General features: G+C 72.8%; 21 protein-coding genes. 13 read left to right on the top strand and 8 right to left on the bottom strand.

Annotated elements, in window-relative coordinates; all coding sequences use genetic code 11:
- Nucleotides 1-127: 127 nt before the first annotated feature.
- The 3 genes from K330_RS0107905 to K330_RS0107895 all read left to right on the top strand — a co-directional run bounded on the left by K330_RS0107905 (nucleotide 128) and on the right by K330_RS0107895 (nucleotide 5606).
- The gene (locus K330_RS0107905) at nucleotides 128-2950 is read left to right on the top strand and encodes an aconitate hydratase (RefSeq protein WP_022921295.1); all 2823 of its coding nucleotides are present in this window, start codon (nucleotides 128-130) and stop codon (nucleotides 2948-2950) included.
- A 162-nt stretch (nucleotides 2951-3112) separates the two neighbouring features.
- Complete coding sequence (locus tag K330_RS0107900) at nucleotides 3113-3994, top strand: VOC family protein (RefSeq protein ID WP_022921294.1); 882 nt, start codon at nucleotides 3113-3115, stop codon at nucleotides 3992-3994.
- A 19-nt stretch (nucleotides 3995-4013) separates the two neighbouring features.
- Nucleotides 4014-5606 (top strand): LLM class flavin-dependent oxidoreductase, encoded by a 1593-nt coding sequence (locus tag K330_RS0107895; protein WP_022921293.1) that lies wholly within the window; start codon nucleotides 4014-4016, stop codon nucleotides 5604-5606.
- A 41-nt stretch (nucleotides 5607-5647) separates the two neighbouring features.
- On the opposite strand, the gene K330_RS0107890 is transcribed toward K330_RS0107895, so the two are convergent.
- The 5 genes from K330_RS0107890 to ppk2 all read right to left on the bottom strand — a co-directional run bounded on the left by K330_RS0107890 (nucleotide 5648) and on the right by ppk2 (nucleotide 9255).
- On the bottom strand, nucleotides 5648-6508 hold the full coding sequence (locus tag K330_RS0107890) for a 5-oxoprolinase subunit C family protein (RefSeq protein ID WP_029202450.1): 861 nt from the start codon (nucleotides 6506-6508) through the stop codon (nucleotides 5648-5650).
- Nucleotides 6505-7110, bottom strand: a complete 606-nt coding sequence (locus K330_RS0107885; RefSeq protein ID WP_029202449.1) for a 5-oxoprolinase subunit B family protein — start codon at nucleotides 7108-7110, stop codon at nucleotides 6505-6507. Before K330_RS0107885 ends, K330_RS0107890 begins: the two co-directional genes overlap by 4 nt.
- Before the next feature lie 2 nt (nucleotides 7111-7112).
- The gene (locus K330_RS0107880) at nucleotides 7113-7880 is read right to left on the bottom strand and encodes a LamB/YcsF family protein (RefSeq protein WP_022921292.1); all 768 of its coding nucleotides are present in this window, start codon (nucleotides 7878-7880) and stop codon (nucleotides 7113-7115) included.
- 103 nt (nucleotides 7881-7983) lie between these two features.
- Nucleotides 7984-8307 (bottom strand): DUF2218 domain-containing protein, encoded by a 324-nt coding sequence (locus K330_RS0107875; protein ID WP_022921291.1) that lies wholly within the window; start codon nucleotides 8305-8307, stop codon nucleotides 7984-7986.
- A gap of 84 nt (nucleotides 8308-8391) precedes the next feature.
- Complete coding sequence (gene ppk2 / locus K330_RS20015; protein WP_022921290.1) at nucleotides 8392-9255, bottom strand: polyphosphate kinase 2; 864 nt, start codon at nucleotides 9253-9255, stop codon at nucleotides 8392-8394.
- Nucleotides 9256-9321: 66 nt separating this feature from the next.
- Between ppk2 and K330_RS0107865 the strand changes: the two genes are divergently transcribed.
- From K330_RS0107865 to K330_RS0107845, 5 genes are all read left to right on the top strand, one after another.
- Nucleotides 9322-9678 (top strand): hypothetical protein, encoded by a 357-nt coding sequence (locus K330_RS0107865; protein WP_040657902.1) that lies wholly within the window; start codon nucleotides 9322-9324, stop codon nucleotides 9676-9678.
- A 94-nt stretch (nucleotides 9679-9772) separates the two neighbouring features.
- Nucleotides 9773-11656, top strand: a complete 1884-nt coding sequence (gene dxs / locus K330_RS0107860; protein WP_022921288.1) for a 1-deoxy-D-xylulose-5-phosphate synthase — start codon at nucleotides 9773-9775, stop codon at nucleotides 11654-11656.
- Between the two features lie 43 nt (nucleotides 11657-11699).
- The gene (locus tag K330_RS20010; protein WP_022921287.1) at nucleotides 11700-12629 is read left to right on the top strand and encodes a diacylglycerol/lipid kinase family protein; all 930 of its coding nucleotides are present in this window, start codon (nucleotides 11700-11702) and stop codon (nucleotides 12627-12629) included.
- 30 nt (nucleotides 12630-12659) lie between these two features.
- A complete protein-coding gene (locus tag K330_RS20005) occupies nucleotides 12660-13832 on the top strand; it encodes a phosphatase domain-containing protein (RefSeq protein WP_022921286.1) in 1173 nt (390 codons plus the stop codon).
- Between the two features lie 84 nt (nucleotides 13833-13916).
- Nucleotides 13917-14345: an OsmC family peroxiredoxin gene (locus K330_RS0107845; protein WP_022921285.1), complete on the top strand. Its 429-nt coding sequence runs from the start codon at nucleotides 13917-13919 to the stop codon at nucleotides 14343-14345.
- A gap of 55 nt (nucleotides 14346-14400) precedes the next feature.
- Here the strand turns inward: K330_RS0107845 and K330_RS0107840 are convergent, their stop codons facing one another.
- Complete coding sequence (locus tag K330_RS0107840; protein ID WP_022921284.1) at nucleotides 14401-15264, bottom strand: serine protein kinase RIO; 864 nt, start codon at nucleotides 15262-15264, stop codon at nucleotides 14401-14403.
- Nucleotides 15265-15442: 178 nt separating this feature from the next.
- Here K330_RS0107840 and K330_RS0107835 point away from each other — a divergent pair, with 178 nt between their 5' ends.
- Entirely contained in the window at nucleotides 15443-15844 is a 402-nt protein-coding gene (locus K330_RS0107835; RefSeq protein WP_022921283.1) for a universal stress protein, read from the top strand.
- A 34-nt stretch (nucleotides 15845-15878) separates the two neighbouring features.
- Complete coding sequence (locus tag K330_RS0107830; RefSeq protein ID WP_022921282.1) at nucleotides 15879-16661, top strand: inositol monophosphatase family protein; 783 nt, start codon at nucleotides 15879-15881, stop codon at nucleotides 16659-16661.
- 11 nt (nucleotides 16662-16672) lie between these two features.
- Here K330_RS0107830 and K330_RS0107825 read toward each other — a convergent pair whose 3' ends face one another.
- Nucleotides 16673-17059, bottom strand: a complete 387-nt coding sequence (locus K330_RS0107825; protein ID WP_022921281.1) for a DUF2304 domain-containing protein — start codon at nucleotides 17057-17059, stop codon at nucleotides 16673-16675.
- Nucleotides 17060-17069: 10 nt separating this feature from the next.
- Nucleotides 17070-17753 carry a glycosyltransferase family 2 protein gene (locus tag K330_RS0107820; RefSeq protein WP_202804510.1) on the bottom strand — a complete coding sequence of 228 codons (684 nt, stop codon included), beginning with the start codon at nucleotides 17751-17753 and terminating at the stop codon, nucleotides 17070-17072.
- Between the two features lie 60 nt (nucleotides 17754-17813).
- Between K330_RS0107820 and K330_RS0107815 the strand changes: the two genes are divergently transcribed.
- The 3 genes from K330_RS0107815 to K330_RS0107805 are packed head-to-tail and all read left to right on the top strand — an operon-like array spanning nucleotide 17814 to nucleotide 20574.
- Nucleotides 17814-18416 carry an acyltransferase gene (locus tag K330_RS0107815; protein ID WP_022921279.1) on the top strand — a complete coding sequence of 201 codons (603 nt, stop codon included), beginning with the start codon at nucleotides 17814-17816 and terminating at the stop codon, nucleotides 18414-18416.
- Entirely contained in the window at nucleotides 18416-19546 is a 1131-nt protein-coding gene (locus tag K330_RS0107810; RefSeq protein WP_022921278.1) for a DegT/DnrJ/EryC1/StrS family aminotransferase, read from the top strand. The genes K330_RS0107815 and K330_RS0107810 overlap by 1 nt, the downstream gene beginning before the upstream one ends.
- Nucleotides 19546-20574, top strand: coding sequence for a Gfo/Idh/MocA family protein (locus K330_RS0107805; protein WP_022921277.1), 1029 nt, complete (start codon nucleotides 19546-19548; stop codon nucleotides 20572-20574). The genes K330_RS0107810 and K330_RS0107805 overlap by 1 nt, the downstream gene beginning before the upstream one ends.
- Nucleotides 20575-20577 lie beyond the last annotated feature (3 nt).

Raw genomic sequence — 20577 nt, 5'->3', positions numbered from 1 at the left:
GCCCTGCGCCCGGCTTGACCATGCGGCAGGATGGTCGCGAGGTGCGCGTGTCGGAGTTTTGCCTCCGGACGCCCGGTCAGATATCTTGATGTCGAGATAAATCGCACGGCGAGTCGAAGGAGCGAACGTGAGCACGAACCCGAACAGCTTCGGTGCCAAGGGCACGCTGGAGGTCGGTGGCCAGAGCTACGGCATCTACCGCATCGGTGGCCTGGAGGGTGCGGACACGCTGCCCTACTCGCTGAAGGTGCTGCTGGAGAACCTCCTGCGCACCGAGGACGGCGCCAACATCACGGCCGACCACGTCAACGCGCTGGCCGGCTGGGACCAGGACGCCGAGCCGGACACCGAGATCCAGTTCACCCCCGCGCGCGTCATCATGCAGGACTTCACCGGGGTGCCGTGCGTGGTCGACCTCGCCACGATGCGCGAGGCGATGGCCGACCTCGGCGGCGACGCCACCCGGATCAACCCGCTGGCCCCGGCCGAGCTGGTCATCGACCACTCGGTGATCATCGACGTCTTCGGCCGCCCGGATGCCTTCGAGCGCAACGTGGAGATCGAGTACGAGCGCAACGGGGAGCGCTACCAGTTCCTGCGCTGGGGCCAGACCGCGTTCGAGGACTTCAAGGTCGTGCCCCCGGGCACCGGCATCGTGCACCAGGTCAACATCGAGCACCTGGCGCGCGTCACCATGACCCGTGAGGTCGACGGTGAGCTCCTTGCCTACCCCGACACTCTCGTAGGCACCGACTCGCACACCACGATGGTCAACGGCCTGGGCGTCCTCGGCTGGGGCGTCGGCGGCATCGAGGCCGAGGCGGCCATGCTCGGCCAGCCGGTCTCCATGCTCATCCCGCGTGTCGTCGGCTTCAAGCTCTCCGGCTCCATCCCGGCCGGTGCGACCGCGACCGACGTGGTGCTGACGATCACCGAGATGCTGCGCGACCACGGCGTGGTCGGCAAGTTCGTGGAGTTCTACGGCGAGGGGGTGGCCCAGGTCCCGCTGGCCAACCGCGCCACGATCGGCAACATGAGCCCGGAGTTCGGCTCCACCGCGGCGATGTTCCCCATCGACGACGTGACGCTGGACTACCTGCGCCTGACGGGTCGCTCCGACCAGCAGGTCGCCCTGGTCGAGGCCTACGCCAAGGAGCAGGGCATGTGGCTGGACAAGAACAGCCCCGAGCCCCGCTTCAGCGAGTTCCTCGAGCTGGACCTGTCGACGGTGGTGCCCTCCATCGCGGGCCCCAAGCGCCCGCAGGACCGCATCTCGCTGTCCGCCTCGAAGAAGCAGTTCCGCGCCGACCTGCAGAACTACGTCGTCGACGGCAACGGCATCGTGAAGAGCTCGGTCGACCAGGAGCTGCAGGACACCTTCCCTGCCTCCGACTCGCCCTCGCACGACGCGCACGAGGAGTCCGAGGAGGCGGGCCGTCCGGAGCACTCCAGGTTGCTGAACGGCGACCGCGCCAGCCACCCCACGCCGGCCTCCATCGGCGGGCAGCAGGTGCAGATCGACCACGGCCACGTGGCGATCGCGTCGATCACCTCGTGCACCAACACCTCCAACCCCTCGGTGATGATGGCCGCCGCGATGCTCGCCAAGAACGCCGTCGACCGGGGTCTGACCGTGCCGCCGTGGGTGAAGACCTCGATGGCGCCCGGGTCCAAGGTGGTCACCGGCTACTTCGACAAGTCCGGCATGACGCCCTACCTGGAGAAGCTCGGCTTCCACCTGGTCGGCTACGGCTGCACCACCTGCATCGGCAACTCCGGCCCGATCATCGACGAGGTGTCCACGGCCGTCAACGAGGCCGACCTGGCGGTGGTCTCGGTGCTGTCGGGCAACCGCAACTTCGAGGGCCGGATCAACCCGGACGTGAAGATGAACTACCTGGCCTCCCCGCCGCTGGTCATCGCCTACGCCCTGGCCGGGACCATGGACTTCGACTTCGAGGCGGAGCCGCTGGGCAAGGACACCGACGGGCAGGACGTCTTCCTCAAGGACATCTGGCCGGCGGCCGAGGAGGTCGAGGCCACCATCGCGACCTCGATCAGCAGCGACATGTTCACCGAGGACTACGCCGACGTCTTCGCCGGCGACCACCGCTGGCAGTCGCTGCCCACCCCGGCCGGCGACACCTTCGAGTGGGCCGAGGACTCGACCTACGTGCGCAAGCCCCCGTACTTCGAGGGGATGCAGGCCGAGCCGGCGCCGGTGGAGGACATCTCCGGGGCGCGCGTGCTCGCCAAGCTGGGTGACTCGGTCACGACCGACCACATCAGCCCGGCGGGCTCCATCAAGGCCGACAGCCCGGCGGGCCGCTACCTGTCCGAGCACGGCATCGAGCGCAAGGACTTCAACTCCTACGGCTCGCGCCGCGGCAACCACGAGGTGATGATCCGTGGCACCTTCGCCAACATCCGGCTGAGGAACCAGCTGCTGGACGGGGTGGAGGGTGGCTTCACCCGGGACTTCACCCGGGACGGCGCCCCCCAGGAGACGATCTACGACGCGGCGCAGAACTACGCCGCCGAGGGCACCCCGCTCGTCATCCTGGCCGGCAAGGAGTACGGCTCGGGGTCCTCGCGCGACTGGGCCGCCAAGGGCACCCGCCTGCTCGGCGTCAAGGCCGTCATCGCCGAGTCCTACGAGCGGATCCACCGGTCCAACCTCATCGGCATGGGCGTGCTGCCGCTGCAGTACCCGCAGGGCCAGAACGCCGAGTCGCTCGGCCTGGACGGCACCGAGACCTTCTCGATCACCGGGGTGACCGCTCTCAACGAGGGCAGCACGCCGAAGACCGTCAAGGTCTCCGCCGCCAAGGAGTCCGGTGAGACCGTCGAGTTCGACGCGGTGGTCCGCATCGACACCCCCGGTGAGGCGGACTACTACCGCAACGACGGCATCCTGCAGTACGTCCTGCGCTCCCTCGTGAACGCCTGAGGCGACGCGTCGCCCCTCACCGGGCGGTGCACGACCTTCCGCGACGCCCCGTCGGACCTCGTCGTCCGGCGGGGCGTCGTCGCGTCCGGGAGCGGTGGGAATGGGCGGCCCTGGCACCTGCGTTAGACTAGGTGACACGTCATACATCTTGGAGGATCCACCATGACCGCACCCACCGCCCGCCCCGATCGTCTCGCCGCCGACACGGCGATGGGGCCGGTGACCCTGGACGTCGCCGACCTCGCCGGCATGACCGCCTTCTACCGCGACGTCATCACGCTGCAGGTGCTGTCGGAGGACGGGCCCGTCGTCACCCTGGGCCGCGGCACGACGCCGGTCGTGATCCTCCGGCACAGCCCGCAGCTGCGGCACGCGGCCCCCGGGTCGGCCGGGCTGTTCCACACCGCGATCCTCTTCCCGACGCAGACCGACCTGGCCGCCGTGCTGGCGTCGGTCGCGCAGCAGGCGCCGCAGCGGTTCACAGGCAGCGCCGACCACCTGGTCAGCCAGGCGTTCTACCTCGACGACCCCGAGGGCAACGGCATCGAGCTCTACTGGGACCGTGACCGCACCCAGTGGAGCTGGGTCCACGGGCAGGTCGAGATGGCCACCCTCTACCTCGACCCCAACGACTTCCTCCGCGAGCACCTGACGCCTCAGGCCCTCGAGGTGCCCGGCAGCAGCGACGCGGTCGTCGGCCACGTCCACCTCTCGGTCGGGGACACCCGCTCCGCCAAGGAGTTCTACGTCGACCGTCTCGGGTTCGACACGACCGCCGAGCTGGGCAACCAGGCGCTGTTCGTCAGCGCGGGCGGCTACCACCACCACATGGCGATGAACGTGTGGAACAGCCGCGGGGCGGGGCGCCGCTTCTCCACCCTCGGCCTGGGCCAGGTCGACATCGAGCTGCCCAGCAGCGACGACGTGGGCGAGCTCACCGAACGGATGCGCCACTTCGGCGTGCGCTCGGTCGACGACGGTCGCACGGTCTCCCTCGAGGACCCCTGGGCCAACCTCATCCGGGTCACCGTCGCCGGCTCCTGACTGCCGTAGGTTGACCGTCATGACCGACTACGGCCACGACATCCGGCTGGGCATCTTCCCCACCCCGGACGCCGCAGCGCCGCACCGGGCGGTCGAGCTGGCGGTGGTCGCCGACACCTCGGGCATCGACCTCGTCACCGTCCAGGACCATCCCTACAACGCCCGCCAGGTCGACACCTGGACGCTGCTGTCGTGGATCGCCGCGCGCACCAGCAGCGTGCGGGTGGGGCCCAACGTGGCCAGCCTGCCCCTGCGCCAGCCCGTCGTGCTGGCCCGCGCGGTCGCCACGCTCGACCTGCTCTCGGGCGGGCGCGCCGACCTCGGGCTCGGCACGGGGGCCTTCTGGGACGCGATCGTCGCCGCGGGCGGTCCGCGGCGCGCCCCCGGCGAGGCCGTGGACGCGCTCGTCGAGGCGGTCGAGGTGATCCGGCAGGTATGGCGCGGCGAAGGGTCGGTGCGCGTCGACGGCGAGCACTACCGCGTGAGGGGGCTGCACGCCGGCCCGGCGCCGGCCGGTGACCCGGCTCTCTGGGTCGGGGCCTACGGCCCTCGCATGCAGCGGGTCACCGGGCGGCTCGCCGACGGCTGGCTGCCGAGCATGGCCTACCTGCCGCCCGAGGGGCTGGGCGAGGCCAACGCCCGGATCGACGAGGCAGCGCTGCGGGCGGGCCGCGCGCCCCAGGACGTCGTGCGCCTCTACAACGTCCACGGTCGCCTCGGCACCGGCGAACGGGGCAGCGGCGGGCTCCACGGCAGCGCGGCCGACTGGGCCGAGCAGCTCGCCGAGCTGGCGCTGGGTCACGGGATGTCCACCTTCATCCTGGCCACCGACGACGCCGACACGGTGCGCGTGCTCGGCGAGGAGGTCGGGCCAGCGTTGCGGGACCTGGTCGAGGCAGGGCGGTCGGGTGCCACCGGGGCGGGCCCCGAGAAGACCGTCCTCCCCGGAGGGGCGGGCCGTCCCGCCTCCGGCGTCACCACGGCGCCGCTCGGGGGCGAGGTCCGGCCCACGCCCGACGACGGCACCCGGCTCACCGGCCGGCTCGACTGGGACGAGCCGTCCCGCCCCAGCGCGCCCACCCCGCCAGGCGCACCTGCGGCATACCCTCCGGAGCGGCTCGCAGCACCCCAGCACCTCATCGACGTCCACGACCACCTGCGCGGAGAGCTGGCCCGGGTCCGCGACGTCGTGGACCAGGTGCGGCGTGGCCATCTCGAGGTCGGCCAGGCCCGGTCGGTGATCAACACCATGGCCATGCGGCAGAACGCCTGGACGCTCGGCGCGTTCTGCCAGTCCTACTGCCGTGCCGTCACGGGGCACCACACGCTCGAGGACCGGTCGGTCTTCCCGCACCTACGGCGGGCGGAGCCGACCGTCGGGCCGGTGCTCGACCGGCTCGAGGAGGAGCACGAGGTCATCGCGGACGTGCTCGACCGCCTCGACCGGGCGCTCGTCGCGCTGGCCGCCCAGGACGCCTACGGGCAGGCGGGGCGCGGTGCCCTCGACGAGCTCGCGCACAGCGTCGACCTGCTCACCGACACCCTGCTGTCGCACCTGTCCTACGAGGAGCGTGAGCTGAGCGGGCCCCTGGCCCGTCACGGGTTTGCCTGACGCCGGTCTCAGCCGAACCTCGCCGACGGGAGCGCTGTGCGTCACCGGGCGGGGCGGTCGCTGAAGCGCACCTGCTGGCCGGGGCGCAGCTGGGCACACCGGTCGACCGCGGCGTCGTCGACGTAGGCGATCACGGGATAACCCCCGGTCACGGGGTGGTCGGCGAGGAAGAGCACGGGCAGACCCGAGGGCGGCACCTGCACGGCGCCGCGGACCATGCCCTCGCTCGTCAGCTCGCCCTGCCGGCGACGGGGGAGCGGGTGCCCGGCGAGCCGGACGCCGATGCGGTTCGACCTGCTGTCGACCGTGAAGCTCGCCGAGAGGAACCCGGACCACGCGCTGTCCTCGAACCAGTCGCGCCGGGGCCCGGGCTGGACGGGGACGACCAGCGGCCCGAGCGTGGGGACCGGCACCGGGGCGACGTCGACCCCCGGGACGGGACGGTCGGTGGTGCCGACGGGCAGCACGTCGCCGGCCTCGACGACCTTCGGGCCCAGCCCGGAGAGCACGTCCGTCGACCGGCTGCCGAGGACCGGCGGCACGTCGATGCCGCCGCGCACGGCGACGTAGGAGCGCAGCCCGGCAGCCGGCTGCCCGAGGGTCAGGCGCTGGGATGCGCGCAGCACGAAGGGTGCGGCGTGCGGTGCTCCCGGGCAGCGCGCCCCGGCGGTGGCGACCACCACGTCACTGGCCGCCTCCAGGGCCAGGCCCCCGAGGGTCACCTCCAGGGTGGCCAGCGTGGGATGGTTGCCGACGAGGGCGTTGGCCAGGCGGTGGGCGGCCCGGTCGCAGGCGCCCGAGCGGCTCACCCCCATCGCGGCCAGGCCGGGACGGCCGAAGTCCTGCACGGTGGTCAGCGGGCCGGCCTCGACGACGGTCACCGTCGTGCGGCGGGTGCTCACGTCGACTCCACGAAACGCACCCGGGCACCGGGCACGAGCAGCGCGGGTGGGTCTCGGTCCAGGTCGAAGACGTCGACGAGCGCCCGGCCGATCAGCTGCCAGCCGCCGGGGGAGCTGCGCGGGTAGACACCGGTGAACTCCCCGGCCAGGCCGAGGGAGCCCGCGGGCACGCTGGTCCGCGGCGTGGCGCGTCGGGGCACGTCCCAGTCGAACCGGGACCCGGTGAGATAGCCGAACCCGGGGGCGAAGCCGCAGAAGGCGACGGTCCAGCGCTCCTCGCGGTGGCGGCGCACGAGCTCCTCGAGCGTGCACCCAAGCAGGCCGGCCGCCGCGGCCAGGTCCTCCCCGTCGTAGCGCACGGGCACCTCGACGGTGGCTGCCTCGACCCGGGTGTGCTCGACCGGTTCCACCTCGCGCACGCGGGCGGCGAGGTCGGTCAGGTCCGCGCCGCGGTCGGCGACGACGAGGATGGTGCGGCCCGCGGGCACGAGGTCGAGCACGGGCAGGCCCGACTCGCGGAGCGCGGCATACCGCTGCAGCACCTCGGTCAGGCTGTCCAGCTCGAGCAGGAGGGCCCCCGTCCCGCTGGGGAGGATGCGCACGGTCAGGCCGGCCGGGTGAAGGGCGCCAGACGCACACCGGACTCCTCCAGGAGCCGCCGCACCGCGCGGGCGATCGCGAGGGCGCCAGGGGTGTCGCCGTGCACGCAGATGGAGTGCGGGCGCAGGAGCAGGGGGTCACCGTTGACGTCCGGCACGGGCTCACCGGTGGCCATGGCCAGGCAGCGGCGCGCGATCTCGGCCGGGTCGTGCAGGACGGCGCCGGGCTGCGAGCGCGGCACGAGATGTCCCTCGGGCGTGTAGGCGCGGTCGGCGAAGGCCTCGTGGGCGGTCCGCAGGCCCGCCTGCTCGGCCAGGCGCAGCACGGCCGAGCCGGGCAGCCCCATGAGCACCACCGAGGGGTCGTAGTCGGCGACCGCCCCCACCACCGCGGCGGCCTGCTCCTCGTGCGTCACGATCGCGTTGTAGAGGCCGCCGTGCGGCTTGACGTAGGTGACCGCGCCGCCCGCTATCCGGGCGAACGCGGCCAGGGCACCGATCTGGTAGGCGACCTCGTCCCGCAGCGTGTGCGGGTGGACGTCGACGAAGCGGCGGCCGAACCCCTCCAGGTCGCGGTAGGCGACGTGCGCGCCGATCGCGACCCCCCGGGCCACCGCCTGGGCCGTGAGGACCCGCATGGTCGAGGGGTCGCCGGCGTGGAAGCCGCACGCGACGTTGGCGCTCGTCACGACGCCGAGCAGCGCCTCGTCGCCACCGTGGACGGCCTCGGTCGCGCCCTCCCCGAGGTCGCAGTTGAGGTCGACGGTGGTCATGCTGTGCCTCCTCGGCCGGGCGGGACGTGCGGGACGTGCGGGACCTCCAGTGTGACCCGTGCGCCGGTGGGTTCCTAGAGGCGACGCCGGGTCGCCGCGAGGCTCAGGCCCAGACGACCTGCAGGCCGGCCTTCTCGCCGAACCGTTCCAGGTGCGAGCCGACGACCTGGGTCATCCGGTCGAGCGCGGCCTCGTCGCCGGCGGTGGCGTGCAGCGCCAGGACGTCCGGTGCGGACGTGTCCATCAGGCACGCTGTCTCGACGCCGTCGAAGGTCATCGACAGCCGGGGCCCCGCAGAGGTCGGCTCGACCGACATCTTGCCGGGGCGCCCCAGGTGGGAGGCCAGCTGCTTGGCCCAGCGGCCCGGCGTCGGGGTCTGGACGAGGGCGGTGCGGGCGGTCGAGGAGGTCGTCGGGACGTCGGTCATGGTCGGTGCTCTCCTGGCAGCGGGTGGTGAGGCAAGCCTAACCTCGGAGTCGGGTGGGTCTGACGCCGGTGATGCCCGGACGTGTCATCCGAGGTCCTCACGGTGCTTCGGCGCCCTGCCCCGTCCCGCCCGGGAGGCCAGGGCAGCCGCGTGGTCGGGCACCTCGGTCTGTAGCGACCGGTCCGTGCGGACGTAGCCGGTCGAGGGCGGTCGGTCGGGCATCCTGAGCCGCGGCAGGTCGACCTCCTCGTAGGGAATGCTCGAGAGCAGGTGGGCGATCATGTTGATGCGGGCGGAGCGCTTGTCGTCGCTCTCGACGACGAGCCACGGTGCCTCGGGGATGTCGGTGTGCACGAACATCTCGTCCTTGGCCCGGCTGTAGGCCTCCCACCGGGTCAGGCTCTCCAGGTCGGTGGGGGACAGCTTCCAGCGCCGCATCGGGTCCTCCAGGCGGGAGCGGAACCGGCGCTCCTGCTCGGCGTCGGAGACCGAGAACCAGTACTTGCGCAGCATGATCCCGTCCTGGACGAGCATCCGCTCGAAGATCGGGCACTGGTGCAGGAAGCGCCGGTGCTCCTCGGGCGTGCAGTAGCCCATGACCCGCTCGACGCCCGCGCGGTTGTACCAGGACCGGTCGAACAGCCGGATCTCCCCGGCGGCGGGCAGGTGCTCGACGTAGCGCTGGAAGTACCACTGCGTCGCCTCCCGCTCCGTGGGGGCGGGCAGCGCCACGATCTGGGTCTGCCGGGGCGAGAGGTACTCGGTGACCCGCTTGATCGCCCCACCCTTGCCGGCGGCGTCGCGGCCCTCGAAGACGACCACGAGGCGCCGGCCCGTCTCGCGGATCCACTCCTGCAGCTTGACGAGCTCGCCCTGGAGCCGGAACAGCTCGGCCTCGTAGGCCTTGCGGGGGAGCCGGGGCGGGGCGTCGGGCTGGGGTCTGGCCATGTGCCCATGGTGCACCGGCGCAGGCGTCCCGTGCCGGCGTCGACATCGAGTCGTACACTTGTTCGCATGAGCGGACCTCCTGGCTGGCCGGACCGGGTGCCCCCGGCCGGGGTGCCGGGGTGGGAGCAGGCGGCGGTGTCCTGGCTGCTGGACCAGTGCCCGGCCGACTACCGGGCCTACCACGCCTGGCGCCGGCACCCCGCCGCCCTGGCGTGGGTGGCCACCCGGCACCTGGAGGCCCAGCTCGACGCGATGCGCGGCGCCTGGCGCGATGTGCGCCCCGAGCTGGGGCCGGTGCTGCCGCCGGGCAGCCTCGGCGACGTGCTCGACTCGCTCGCCCGTGAGGGGCTGCGGCTGCGGGCGGCGCACCGGGCGGCCGGGCTGCTGCTGGAGGCGCTGCGGCTGCGGGCCCCCCTGCGGTAGAGCCGCCTCGCACAGCGACTCCCCAGCGTGCGGCGCCTACACTGGCGAGGATTCAGGCGCCGACGTGGTCGAGACGACGAGAAGGACGACAGCAGTGGCACTCATGCGCACCATCAGCGGGCCGAGCGACCTCAAGCGGCTGTCCCCGGCCCAGGTGGACCAGCTGTCGGACGAGATCCGCGACTACCTCATCCACTCCGTCTCCCGGACCGGCGGCCACCTCGGCCCCAACCTCGGAGTGGTCGAGCTCACCATCGCCCTGCACCGCGTCTTCGACTCCCCGCGCGACACGATCCTGTTCGACACCGGCCACATCGGCTACGTGCACAAGCTGCTCACCGGCCGGCACGACCTCTCCTCGCTGCGCAAGCAGGGCGGTCTGTCCGGCTACCCCTCCCGGGCCGAGTCCGACCACGACGTGATCGAGAACTCCCACGCCTCGACCTCCCTGTCCTGGGCGATCGGGATCGCCAGCGGGCGCAAGCTGCGCGGTGAGACCGACCGCCACACGGTCGCGGTGATCGGTGACGGTGCGCTGACCGGCGGCATGGTCTGGGAGGCGCTCAACAACATCGCCGAGCACCGCGACCTGCCGCTGATCATCGTCATCAACGACAACGAACGCTCCTACGCCGCCACCCGCGGCGGGATGGCCGACTACCTCGCCTCCCTGCGGGCCAAGCCGCAGTACGAGAACGTGCTCATGTGGGGCAAGCGCCAGCTCAACAGGACCCCGGTCGTCGGCCGCCAGGTCTACGAGACCCTCCACGGGATGAAGAAGGGCCTGAAGGACATCGTCAGCCCGCAGGGCATGTTCGAGGACCTCGGCCTGAAGTACCTCGGGCCCGTCGACGGCCACGACGTCGAGGCGATGGAGACCGCGCTGCGCCGCGCCCACGACTTCGGCGGCGTGGTCCTGGTCCACGCCATCACCGAGAAGGGCCACGGCTACGACCCCGCCACCGCGGACGAGGCCGACCGCTTCCACGCCGTGGGCAAGATCAACCCCGAGACCGGCCTGCCCCTGGAGCTGTCGGGCCGCAGCTGGACCGACGAGTTCAGCGACGAGCTGGTGCGCCTGGGCAAGGAGCGTGACGACGTCGTCGCGCTCACGGCCGCCATGCTCATCCCCGTGGGCCTGCAGCCCTTCGCCGAGCGCTTCCCCGACCGCGTCTTCGACGTCGGGATCGCCGAGCAGCACGCGGTGACCATGGCGGCGGGCCTGTCCTACGCCGGCCTGCACCCGGTGGTGTGCGTCTACGCCACCTTCCTCAACCGGGCCTTCGACCAGCTGCTCATGGACTGCGCCCTGCACCGCCAGGGCGTGACCTTCGTGCTCGACCGCGCGGGGGTCACCGGCACCGACGGCGCCAGCCACAACGGCATGTGGGACCTGCGCCTGCTCGGCCTGGTCCCGGGCGTGCGGGTCGCCGCGCCCCGCGACGGTCACCAGGTCGCGCTGGCGCTGCGCGAGGCCGTGGACGTAGCGGACGCCCCGACGGTCGTGCGCTTCCCCAAGGGCACGGTGGCTGAGCCGCTCGAGGCCGTGCGCACCGCCGGGCAGGTCGACGTCCTGCGCGACGTCGACCCCGCCGGCGACGACGCCGACCAGGGGGTGGACCTGCTCGTGGTCGGCGTCGGGGCGATGGCCGCCACGGCGCTGGAGGTCGCCGACAAGCTCGCCGCGCAGGGACGCAGCGTCATGGTCGTCGACCCCCGCTGGGTGCTCCCCGTCAGCGCCGACCTCGTCGACCTGGCCCGTGCCGCCCGCGCGGTCGCCGTGATCGAGGACGGGCTGGTGGGCGGCGTCGGCGACCGGGTCGCCCAGGCCCTCGCCGACGCCGGTGTCGACGTCCCGGTGCACGCCTACGGGCTGCCGCACGCCTTCCTCGACCACGGCTCGCGCGACCAGGTCCTCGACCGGGTCGGCCTCACCGCCGACCCGGTGGCCACCTCGCTCGTCTCCCGCCTGGCCTGACCCGACCCGTGCCGGTCGACAGCCCCGGCCGCGCGCCAGCACCGTGACCCGCCTCGCCCTCGTGGTCAACCCCTCCTCGCGCGCCGCCCACCACGCGGTGGGTGCGGTCAGCGCCGCCGTGCAGGAGGCCGGCCTCGGCGAGCCCCTCGTGCTCTCCACCACGCCGCACGAGCCGGGCGGGCCGCAGACCAGGTATGCCGTCGCGCGCGGGGTCGAGCGCGTCGTCGTCGCCGGTGGCGACGGGACGGTGCGGGAGGTGGCCGGGGCACTGTCCCTGGCGATTCTGCAGTCCTCACCTTCGCACCGCGTCCCCCTGGGGGTCGTCCCCGTCGGCACGGCCAACCTCTTCGCCCGCAGCGCCCTGCTGCCGGTCGGTGACGTGCGCGAGGCCGCACGGCGGGCCGTCACCGGTGGCGCCCGGCCGACCGACCTGGGCCGTGCCCGGCTGACGAGCGCGACGGGCGGTGTCTCGGAGCACGCCTTCCTCGTCGTCGCCGGTGTCGGGCACGACGCGGCCACCCTGGCCGCGGTCCGCCCCGCGCACAAGGCCAACGTGCGCTGGCTGGCCTACTTCCTTCCCGGTGTGCTGCGGCTGGGCCGGCCGGGGCACGCGCTACGCCTGGTCGTCGACGGCGAGCGTGTGCACGCCGGCCCGCTGTGGACCGTCCTCGCGGTCAACGCCGCGCGGCTGCCCGGCGGCATCCGCGTGGTGCCGGGTGCGCACCTGGACGACGGCCTGCTCCATACCGTGCTGGTCTCGCCCCGCACCCTGCTCGACTGGGGCCGCATCGCCGTGACGGGCATGGGCCGCGTCACGCCCGGCGACCACCCCGCCCTGCGCTACCGCACCGGGCGCGAGCTGGTCGTCGACGCCCCCGAGCCGGTGCTGGCCCAGGTCGACGGCGACGTGGTCCCCGATATCGTGGGGGCCCGGGTCACGGTGCTCCCCGGGGCGCTCGACGTGGCCCGCTGACCCGTCCTCCCCACCCTGGCCAGGAGCCCCATGGACCCGCGCGCGCAGCAGATCATCAGCCTCACCGACGGGTGGCGCACCGGGACCCGGGCGGAGGCCCAGGTCCTGCGCGTCCTGCGCGACACGCTGGAGGGAGAGCTCGACGCCGTCCTGGCCGACCTCGACGTCGACACGGTGGTCGGGGACGTCGACGACCACCTCTGGGGCGCCCAGCACCGCACCGAGCTGCTCGACCTGCTGCTGCGCCAGCGGGTGGGCGAGCTGTCCACCGACTCCGTCGCCCTGGTCATCTCCGCGCTGCACCAGGGCGGCATGGCGCGCGACCACCAGGAGCTGGTCACCGACCTGCTCGTGTCGTTGGAGGGGGCCCCGTTCCACGACCTGAAATACCGGCTGAACGCCACGAAGGACCACCACGACCTCGAGCACCTCGTCTTCGACGACCTGGACGAGGACCTCCGCGAACGGCTCCTGCGGCACTTCGCCGAGCAGGCCTTCGTCGACCCCACCTCCGACCTGCGCGTGCTGTGCGACATCGACGACACCCTCACGTGCGCGATCCACGACGACCGCTATCCCCGCGGCACCATCTACCCCGGGGTCGTCGAGCTGCTGCACGCGCTCGACGACGGCGCCGCCGAGGAGCCGGGCCGCGCCGGTGACCTGACCTTCGTCACCGCCCGCCCCGGGGGGCCGCGCGGGCTGGTCGAGCAGTACACCCGCAACAACCTCTCCGAGCTCGGGCTGCCGCCGCACTCGGTGCTGGGCGGGTCGCTGCTCAACCTGCACACCAAGACCGTCATGGCCGAGCGCAAGCTGCAGAACATGCACCGTGACCGCCAGCTCTTCCCCGAGTGCCGCATGGTCTTCATCGGTGACAGCGGCCAGGCCGACGGGCAGGTGGGTGCCGAGATGCACCGGATCGACCCCGACCACATCGTCGCGACCCTGCTGCACAACGTCACCGACCTGACGCAGGAGCAGCGGGAGGAGTGGGCGGCCCAGGGGGTGCACGTCTTCGACACCTACGCCGGGGCGGCTGCGCACGCCCTGCGGCTGGGTCTCATCCGTGCCGACCAGGCCCGGACCGTGGTCGAGGCGACCCGTCGCGGGCTCGAGGTCGTCGACCTCACCGAGGAGCAGCGCACGCGCCTGGAGCGCGACCTCGCCGCCGACTCGGAGTCGGTGGCCGCGCTGTCCTGAGGCCGGTGCTGTGGCAGGACCGCGCTCCGGAGGGCACGATGGGAGCGCGGCCGGACGGCCCGGCCGGGCAGGAGGAGGACGCAGATGGCACCCAAGGTGAGCACGGGCAGCGCGACCTGGAAGGGGAGCCTGTTCGAGGGCTCCGGCACGGCGCGGATGGAGACCTCCGGGCTGGGCAGCTTCGACATGACGTGGAAGGGGCGCACCGAGGAGGGGGAGCGCACCACCAACCCTGAGGAGCTCATCGGGACCGCGCACGCGGCGTGCTTCTCCATGGCGCTGTCCAACATGCTGGACAAGAACGGCACCCCGCCCACGCAGCTGGACACGCGGGCCGACGTCTCCTTCGTCGGTGGTGAGGGCATCACCGGCATCCATCTCACCGTCCACGGGCAGGTCCCGGACATCGGGGAGGAGGACTTCCGGCGCATCGCCGAGGAGGCCAAGGTCGGCTGCCCGGTGTCCCAGGCGCTGACGGGCACGGAGATCACCCTGACGGCCGAGCTGGCCTGACGACGAGGGCGAGGCGGCCCGGCACCGTGCCGGGCCCGCCCTCGCCCGGTACGGCCTACAGCGCCTCGGTGACGGCCTCGGCGAAGAGCGCCTCGCCATCGGCGGCATACCCCCGTCCGGCGAACCAGGCCGCCACGACCGCGCAGTCGCGGTGGAGCAGCTGGGTGCCGAAGGGGTTGGCGACGACGTCGACCACCTGCGGCAGGTCGATCGCGACGACGACCTCCTCGTGCAGCAGCAGGTTGTAGGGGGACAGGTCCCCGTGCGCCCAGCCGAGGCCGGCCAGGCCGAGGACGATCTCGCGCACCTGCTGCCAGCAGTGCTCGAGCAGGTCCGGCTCCGGGCGGGCCTGCGCCAGGCGGGGCGCGGCGACCCCGTCCGGCGTCCCGAGGAACTCGAGCAGCAGCTCGGTGCCCTGGACGGACACCGGGTAGGGGACGGCCACGCCCGCGGACCAGGCCGTGCACAACGCCTGCCACTCGGCGCGCGCCCACATGCCGGAGGCGACCTCGCGGCCGTAGGCGGTGCCCTTGGCGAGCGCCCGCTGGTCGCGGCTGCGTCGCACGCCGCGGCCCTCGGTGTAGACCGTGCTGCGGTGGAAGGAGCTGTGGTGGGAGTCTCTGTAGCGCTTGGCCGCCATCAGGGCGGTCTCGCCGGTCAGCTCGGCGGCACGCTCCAGCAGGAAGACGTCCGCCTCCTTGCCGGTCTTGAGCACGCCGAGCTCGGTGTCGACGGCACCGGCGTCCACGACGACCCACTCGGGGCGTGGCTCCGGCCCGCGGTCGCCGCGCTCGACGTCCCAGTAGGTGGTCGGCCGGCGGTCACCGGCGGCCGCGTCGGGCTCGTCGATCGGTCGGTAGTCGAAGGTGAAGAAGGGGTCGAGGTCACCCGCGGAGGGGGAGGACTGCGGAAGGGGCAACGGTGCTCCTGGGAGGAAAGAGGAGAGGGGCAGCGGGCAGGCCGCGGACAGCGACGGACATCTGCGTCTCCTTCCTCCTCGGGGCACCGGCGGTATGCCGTGCGCTCGCGAACAGGATGTCGGTGCCCGGTGACGCGACGCAACGGGTTTTTGCGGGCCGGACGCCTACGATGGCCAGGTGCCGTCGGTGACGGCGCGGGCGCAGCAGGAAGGGCCGCTGATGACCGTGATGGTGGCGCACACCTCGACCGAGGAGGGCCGCGCAGCCCTGGCCGCCGCGGGCGAGGAGGCGGCGCGCCGGGGCGGGGAGGACGTGGTCGTCTTCGCCATGGGGCCGGAGGAGCCGGACCAGGACGCCGTCGCGCAGGGCGTCACCACGACCGTGGTGCGGCCGGACGAGGGGCAGGACGACGTGGTCGGCCAGCTGCTCGACCTCGCCGAGCGGACGGGGGCCAGCTGCATCGTGATCGGCATCCGGCACCGCTCCCCGGTGGGCAAGCTGCTCCTGGGGTCGGCCGCCCAGCAGGTGCTGATCGAGGCGACGGTGCCCGTGATCGCGGTCAAGCCCTCCCGCGGCTGACGCCGGCGCGCCCGGCCGTGACAGGCTGTGCGGCGTGCCCCTGGACACCGACGCCGTGCTGACCCTCCTGCAGGACACCGCCGAGGAGGTCATCGACCCACGCTTCCGCGCGCTCACCGAGGAGGAGGTGTCCTCCAAGACCCATCCCGGTGACCTCGTGACCGTCGCCGACCGGGAGGCCGAGGTGATCATCACCGCCGCCCTGCGCGCCGCCTACCCGGAGGCGCTCGTGCTGGGGGAGGAGGCCTATGCCGACGACGCCGGGCTGCTGGAGCAGTTCCGGGCCGCCGACCACGCCTTCACCGTCGACCCGGTCGACGGGACGCGCAACTTCGTGCACGGCTCGGCCGACCACGCGGTGATGGCTGCGGAGGTGCGCGGGGGCGTGACCGTCCGTGCCTGGATCTGGCAGCCGCAGCACCGGTTGGCCTACGTGGCCGAGCGCGGCGCCGGGCTGTGGTGCAACGGCGTCCGGGTGCCGGAGCTCGACGGTGCGTCCCGCGCGCCGCAGAGCTGGGACGTCCGGACCTCGGCGCGCCGGATGATCGGCACGATGCTCGGCCCGGTCGGTCCGCTCGAGCTCACCTGGGTCAGCTGCGGCATCGACTACCCCAAGCTGGCGACCGGTGCCTGCGACGGGCTCGTCTACCGCGGCACGATGCCGTGGGACCACGTGCCGGGCTCGCTCATGCTCACCGAGGTGGGCGGCTTCGCCGGCACCACCGAGGGCGAGGCGTACGGCCCGCGCGCCCGCCCGGGCGGGATCGTCAGCGCCGCGAGCGAGCACGTGTTCCGGACCCTCCTCCAGCACCTGTAGCGCGTCGGCCCTCAGCCGTCGGCTGGCGGCGGGGGCGAGGCCCGCGGGTGCTCTGTCGTGTCGTGGACCGCGGCCCGCAGCGCGAGCTCGCGGGCGAGGGTCGTGACCTGCTGCTCCATGTGCCGCATCCGGCGGTAGGAGGAGGCGACGTAGCCCAGGAAGACCACCGTCAGACCGTAGAGGAGCAGGTCGGCGCCGCGGCCGACGCCGAGGAACTGCGCGACCTGGGTCAGCAGCCGTGGGAAGAGGACGGCAGCGGCCGCCAGCAGCACGAACCCCACGAGCAGCAGGCGCCGCACGGCCTGGTGGCGGGAGTCGGCGGTGGAGCGGTTGAGCATCGCCGTGACCACCACGACGGCGACGAGCAGGACGATCTTGATCAGCGGCTGGTCGAGCATGACGCCTCCCTCACTTGAGCAGCGTGTCGACGAGGATGTTCACCGAGTTGATCAGCGACTGGCCCTTGGCCTTGCTGTAGTCGGTGTAGAGCACGTGCACCGGATGCTCCGCCCACGGCAGACCCGTGCGCCCGAGCTGCAGGACGATCTCGGTGGCGTGGGCCATCCGGTTCTGCCGCAGGTCGAGCGCCGACGCGGCGTCCCGCCGCAGCACCCGCAGGCCGTTGTGCGCGTCGGTCAGGCGCATGCCGGTCTGCTGGTTGGTGACGAAGACGGCGGCCTTGAGCACCAGCTTCTTCAGCAGGCCCGGGCGGGTGCGGTCGTCCAGGAAGCGGGAGCCGAAGACCACCGCCAGGTCCTCGGCGCGGGCCCGCTCGACCATCGACGCGGCGTCCTCGACCCGGTGCTGTCCGTCGGCGTCGAAGGTCACCAGGTATGCCGCATCCGTGGCCTCGAGGACGTACCGCATACCCGTCTGCAGGGCGGCGCCCTGACCGAGGTTGAAGGGGTGGCGCACGACGACCGCCCCGGCGGCCTCGGCTCGGGCGGCGGAGTCGTCGGTCGAGGCGTCGTCGACGCAGACGACGTGCGGGAAGGTGTGGCGCGCGCGGCGCACGACCCCCTCGATGACCGTCGCCTCGTTGAACAGCGGCACGACCAACCAGGCGTCGTCGAGCCGAGCAGCTAAGGTCATACCCGACATTGTCCCGCACCCGTCGCGGGATGACCGGCAACGCCCCGATCTAGGAGTGGTGTGACGACTCGTATCGTGGACAGCGCCGACGTGTCGCCGGAGGCGACCGTCGGTGACGGAAGCTCCGTCTGGCACCTCGCCCAGGTGCGGGAGGGGGCGGTGCTGGGCAAGGGCTGCGTCATCGGGCGCGGGGCCTACGTGGGCACGGGCGTCCGGCTGGGCGACCACTGCAAGGTCCAGAACTACGCCCTGGTCTACGAGCCGGCCGAGCTGGCCGACGGGGTGTTCGTCGGACCCGCGGCGGTGCTGACCAACGACACCTTCCCCCGGGCGATCAACCCCGACGGCTCGCTCAAGAGCGCCTCCGACTGGGACGCCGTGGGCGTCACCATCGGCCAGGGCGCCTCGATCGGGGCCCGCGCGGTGTGCGTCGCACCGGTGACGGTCGGCCCGTGGGCGACGGTGGCTGCCGGCGCGGTCGTCACGCGCGACGTCCCGGCCTACTCGCTCGTGGTCGGCGTGCCCGCCCGCCAGGTGGGCTGGGTCGGCCGTGCGGGCCACCCGCTCGAGCAGACCACGACCCCTGGCGAGTGGCGGTGCCCCACGAGTGGCACCCTCTACCACGAGCACCGCGGGACCCTGACGATGGAAGGTGACGACTGATGACTGGACCCACGACCGAGCTGCCGCTGATCCCTGCGGCCAAGCCGATCATCGGTGATGAGGAGCGGGCGGCGGTGGACCGGGTGATGCGCTCGGGGATGGTGGCGCAGGGCCCGGAGGTGGCGGCGTTCGAGTCGGAGTTCGCGCAGGTCCTGGTGGGTAGTCGGACGTGCGTGGCGGTGAACTCGGGGACCTCGGGGCTGCACCTGGGGCTGCTGGCGGCCGGGATCGGTGCGGGGGACGAGGTGATCGTGCCCTCGTTCACGTTCGCGGCGACCGCCAACGCGGTGGCGCTGACGGGGGCGACGCCGGTGTTCGCCGACATCAGCGCGGACACCTTCAACCTGGACCCGGCCAGCGTGGCCGAGGCGGTGACCGAGCGCACGGCGGCGGTGATGCCGGTGCACCTGTACGGTCATCCGGCCGACATGGACGGCCTCGGCGCGGTCGCGGCCGAGCACGGTCTGCAGCTGTTCGAGGACGCCGCGCAGGCGCACGGGGCGTCCTACGGCGGGGCCCCGGTGGGCTCCTTCGGGGTGTTCGCGATGTTCAGCCTCTACCCGACGAAGAACATGACCTCCGGCGAGGGCGGGATGGTCGCGTGCGCGGACGAGGACATCGCGCGGGGGGTGCGGCTGCTGCGCAACCAGGGGATGGAGAAGCAGTACGCCAACGAGGTGGTCGGGCTGAACAACCGGATGACCGACATCCACGCGGCGATCGGGCGGGTGCAGCTGGGCAAGGTGTGGGGCTGGACGCAGCAGCGGCAGGCGAACGCGGCGTGGCTGGATGCGGCGCTGGGTGATGTGGTCGTGACCCCGCCGGTGCGCGAGGGCTGCACGCACGTCTACCACCAGTACACGGTCCGCGTCGAGGGTGCCTCGGGTGCGGAGCGGGACCGGGTGGTCTCCGCGCTGCGGGAGGAGCACAAGGTGGGGTGCGGGGTGTACTACCCGACGCCGAACCACGAGCTGGTCTCCCTGGCGCGGTTCGCCCCGGAGCGTGAGCTGACCCAGACCGCGCGCGCGGCGGCGGAGGTGATCTCCCTGCCGGTGCACCCCTCGCTCTCGGAGGGTGACCTGGAGCGGATCGCCGCGGCCGTGCACGCGGTGGTCGGGGCGGGCGCCTGATGGCGAGCGAGCCGATGGACATGGCCGGGGTGGTCCAGGAGGGTCGCACGGTCCGGATGGGGCTGATCGGGCTGGGCTCGATGGGCCGCCACCACGCGCGGGTGATCCGTGAGGTGGAGGGGATGGAGCTGGTCGCGGTGGCCGACCCGGTCGGTGACCGGCACGGGGTCGCCGGCGGGCTGGAGGTGCTCCCGGACGTGGCGGCGTTGATCGGGGCGGGGCTGGACGCGGCGATGGTGGCGGTGCCGACCTATCTGCACGAGGAGGTGGCCCTGGCGCTGTGCGAGGCCGGGGTGCACACGATGGTGGAGAAGCCGATCGCGGCCACGGTCGCCGAGGGCCGGCGGGTCGCCGAGGCGTTCGAGGGTGCGGGCCTGGTCGGTGCGGTGGGGTATGTGGAGCGGTGCAACCCGGCGCTGCTGGAGCTGCGGCGTCGGATCGCCGAGGGTGAGCTGGGTGAGGTGTTCCAGATCACGACCTCCCGGCAGGGCCCGTTCCCGGGGCGGATCGCCGACGTGGGCGTGGTCAAGGACCTGGCCACCCATGACATCGACCTGACCGCGTGGCTGGCCGGCTCGCCGTACGAGCGGGTCTCGGGACAGGTGACGCATCGTTCGGGGCGTGAGCACGAGGACATGGTGGTCGCGACCGGGCGGCTGGCCAACGGCGTGATCGTGGCGCACACCGTCAACTGGCTCAGCCCGTTGAAGGTGCGCCAGACCGTGGTCACCGGCGAGCTGGGCGCGTTCGTGGCCAACACCCTGACCGGTGACCTGACGTTCATCGCCAACGGGGACGTGCGGTCCCAGTGGGAGACCGACCGGCAGTTCCGCGGCGTCTCCGAGGGCGACTCCGTGCGTTATGCCATCGCCCGCCGGGAGCCGCTGCGCGCCGAGCAGGAGAACTTCCGCGACGCCCTGTGGGGCCGGCCCTCCGACGTGGTCTCCATGGCCGAGGGCGTGCACACCCTCGAGGTCGTCGAGGCCATCCTCGCCTCCGCCGCCACCGGCCAGACCGTCACGATCTGACCG

Origin of the sequence: Ornithinimicrobium pekingense DSM 21552 (assembly GCF_000421185.1) — a bacterium.
GTDB lineage: Bacteria > Actinomycetota > Actinomycetes > Actinomycetales > Dermatophilaceae > Ornithinicoccus > Ornithinicoccus pekingensis.
The sequence above is the reverse complement of the archived record's forward strand: the minus strand, read 5'-3'. Positions and strand labels throughout refer to the sequence as shown.

What these genes read in the sequence shown, in the direction of transcription:
- K330_RS0107900 (WP_022921294.1), top strand. Translation starts at nt 3,113, where the DNA reads ATGACCGCACCCACCGCCCGCCCCGATCGTCTCGCCGCCGACACGGCG.
- K330_RS0107845 (WP_022921285.1), top strand. Translation starts at nt 13,917, where the DNA reads ATGGCACCCAAGGTGAGCACGGGCAGCGCGACCTGGAAGGGGAGCCTG.
- K330_RS0107895 (WP_022921293.1), top strand. Translation starts at nt 4,014, where the DNA reads ATGACCGACTACGGCCACGACATCCGGCTGGGCATCTTCCCCACCCCG.
- K330_RS0107820 (WP_202804510.1), bottom strand. Translation starts at nt 17,753, where the DNA reads ATGACCTTAGCTGCTCGGCTCGACGACGCCTGGTTGGTCGTGCCGCTG.
- K330_RS0107865 (WP_040657902.1), top strand. Translation starts at nt 9,322, where the DNA reads ATGAGCGGACCTCCTGGCTGGCCGGACCGGGTGCCCCCGGCCGGGGTG.
- K330_RS0107805 (WP_022921277.1), top strand. Translation starts at nt 19,546, where the DNA reads ATGGCGAGCGAGCCGATGGACATGGCCGGGGTGGTCCAGGAGGGTCGC.
- K330_RS20005 (WP_022921286.1), top strand. Translation starts at nt 12,660, where the DNA reads ATGGACCCGCGCGCGCAGCAGATCATCAGCCTCACCGACGGGTGGCGC.
- K330_RS0107880 (WP_022921292.1), bottom strand. Translation starts at nt 7,880, where the DNA reads ATGACCACCGTCGACCTCAACTGCGACCTCGGGGAGGGCGCGACCGAG.
- K330_RS0107825 (WP_022921281.1), bottom strand. Translation starts at nt 17,059, where the DNA reads ATGCTCGACCAGCCGCTGATCAAGATCGTCCTGCTCGTCGCCGTCGTG.
- K330_RS0107810 (WP_022921278.1), top strand. Translation starts at nt 18,416, where the DNA reads ATGACTGGACCCACGACCGAGCTGCCGCTGATCCCTGCGGCCAAGCCG.
- ppk2 (WP_022921290.1), bottom strand. Translation starts at nt 9,255, where the DNA reads ATGGCCAGACCCCAGCCCGACGCCCCGCCCCGGCTCCCCCGCAAGGCC.
- K330_RS0107875 (WP_022921291.1), bottom strand. Translation starts at nt 8,307, where the DNA reads ATGACCGACGTCCCGACGACCTCCTCGACCGCCCGCACCGCCCTCGTC.